The organism is Amycolatopsis sp. NPDC059021, assembly GCF_042739895.1.
GTDB lineage: Bacteria > Actinomycetota > Actinomycetes > Mycobacteriales > Pseudonocardiaceae > Amycolatopsis.
Genome location: NZ_JBHYIQ010000180.1, coordinates 9097 through 11429 on the forward strand (window position 1 = coordinate 9097; position 2333 = coordinate 11429).

Consider the following 2333-nt stretch of genomic DNA (forward strand, 5'->3'; position numbering starts at 1 on the left):
CGCAGGGGGCTGCGGGGCGTGGGGGGGGGGGGGGTGTGGTCCGTACGGGGGTGTGCGCGCGGTTCACCTCCCCGAGCGGTGTGTAGGCGAAATCACCGCACCACCACAGTGGAACGAGACGGCACGAAAAAGGCGGGCGGGCCGCAGCCCACCCGCCTTTTCGCTGAGATGCTTCAGGCCTTCATGCGCCGCTGACGCGGGTCGAAGGCGTCCCGCAGGCCGTCGCCGATGAAGTTGATCGACAGCGAGATCAGCACCAGCACGACGAACGGGCCGAAGAACAGCGCGGGCCGGATCTGCACCTGCGCGAAGTTCTCCAGGATGACCCGGCCGAGCGAGGTGTCCGGCAGCTGGACGCCGAGCCCGATGAACGACAGCGCCGCCTCGGCGAGCACGGCCTGCGCCACCGCGAGGGTCGCGTTGACCGTGATGCTGCCGACCATGTTCGGCACCAGGTGCTTGAAGACGATCCGGAACGTCCCGGCGCCTGAGGCCCTCGCCGCGTCCACGAATTCCCGCTGCGACAACGACATCGCCTCGGCGCGGGTGATCCTGGCGATCTGCATCCAGGCGAACGCCGCCAGCACCAGCGCGACGATGTACCAGGTACCGCCGCCGAACACCTTCGCCAGAATCGCCGCGGCGGCGATCTGCGGGATGATCAGGAACAGGTCCGTCACCCGGGAAACCGCGGAGTCGGTGAATCCGCGCAGGTAGCCTGCCATGGCGCCGAAGACCACGCCGATCACCGTCGCGAGGACCGACACGGTCAGCGCGATGAGCAGCGAGTACATGGTGCCGCGCAGGATCTGCGACACCATGTCCTTGCCGACCTGCGTGGTGCCGAGCGGGAAGTCCGCACTCGGCGCCGCGAACGAGGGGAACGAGCTGTCCTCGTAGTTGTGCGGCCAGAAGAACGGCATGACGATCGTGGTCAGCACGATCAGGGCGAGCACCACGCACGAGGCCATAGCGAGCTTGTGGTGCAGGAACTTCCGCAGGACCAGCTTGCCCTGGCTCCGGGGTTCGGGCAGGGCCTCGGGCGGGAGCGTGCCCTCCGCGGCGGCGGTTTCGCTCGCGAGCACAGAGTTCAGGTCAGCCAACGCGAATCCTCGGGTCCAGGATGCCGTACGCGAGGTCGGCGATCAGGTTTGCGGCGATCACCATGCTCGCGACGACCACGAGCCAGCCCATCATCACCTGAGTATCGTTCTTGGTCACGGCCTCGACCAGCAATGTGCCCATACCGTGCCACGTGAACACCGTTTCGGTGATGATGGCACCCGCGAGCACCGCACCGAAGTTGACGGAGAACAAGGTGGTCACCGGGATCAGCGCGTTCCGGAAGGCGTGCCGGAAGATGACGCGGGAGCCGGAGAGGCCCTTGGCCCGCGCGGTGCGGACATAGTCGGCGCTGAGCACTTCCAGCATCGACGCCCGCTGGAACCGGCTGTACGCGGCGAAGCTGATCGCCATGATGGACAGCGTCGGGAGCAGATAAGCGCCGACATAGCTCGCTATGAAGTCGCCGACTCCGTCCGCTTTCAGGTTCTCCGGGCTGACGGTGCGGAGCCACGGATTACCGAGGATGTCGCTCAGGCCGAGGTCACGGACCCAGCCGTTGATCTCGATCGCGTAGTTCTTCAGCACGATCGCGATACAGAAGATCGGCATCGAGAACAGCAGGAAGGCCAGCGTGGTGGCGATGTAGTCGACGATCGAGTACTGCTTGACCGCCGCCAGCACGCCGACCGCCACACCGACGACCAGCGCGAGGATCTCGGCACCGATGACCAGCTTGAAGGTCACCCCGAACGCGGCCATCACCTTGGGCGCGACCGGCGCGAGCGCGTTGCCCTGTGCGATCGAGATTCCCCAGTCACCGGTGAGGAAGTGGCCCAGCCACGTGAAGTACCGGGGGATGATCCCCTGGTCGAGACCGAGCTTGTGCGCGGTCGCGGCGAGCGCCTCCTTGCTGATCTGCGGGTTGCTACGGAGTTCCCCCAGCGGGTCGCCGGTGCCCGCGACCATGACGAAACACAGGAAAGTCCCGACCAGCAGGACGGGAATCGATATCGCCAGGCGGCGAAGAATGTAGATCACCAGGTTCAACGAACTGCTCCTCATCCGGGCCTGGTCGCGAAGCATGGACCGCTACCCGGTTGTCTACCGTAGTGGGGGTAACCCTACGGTCAACAGCTACTTCCGGTGGATGGGGGGGGCCCGCGGGGGGGGCGGGCCCCCCCCCCCCCCCGCCGGTAGAACAGCCGCGCGTGCGCCCCCCCCGGCCCCCAACAGAGTATACTCACCCACACCCGCGACCCCCCCCCCCC

General features: G+C 66.9%; 2 protein-coding genes. Both read right to left on the bottom strand.

Going from position 1 to position 2333, the window contains the following annotated elements; genetic code table 11:
- Positions 1–173: 173 nt before the first annotated feature.
- The gene (locus ACFWX1_RS47050) at positions 174–1103 is read right to left on the bottom strand and encodes an ABC transporter permease (RefSeq protein ID WP_378396447.1); all 930 of its coding nucleotides are present in this window, start codon (positions 1101–1103) and stop codon (positions 174–176) included.
- Positions 1096–2112, bottom strand: coding sequence for an ABC transporter permease (locus ACFWX1_RS47055; protein WP_378396448.1), 1017 nt, complete (start codon positions 2110–2112; stop codon positions 1096–1098). Before ACFWX1_RS47055 ends, ACFWX1_RS47050 begins: the two co-directional genes overlap by 8 nt.
- Between the last annotated feature and the right edge of the window lie 221 nt (positions 2113–2333).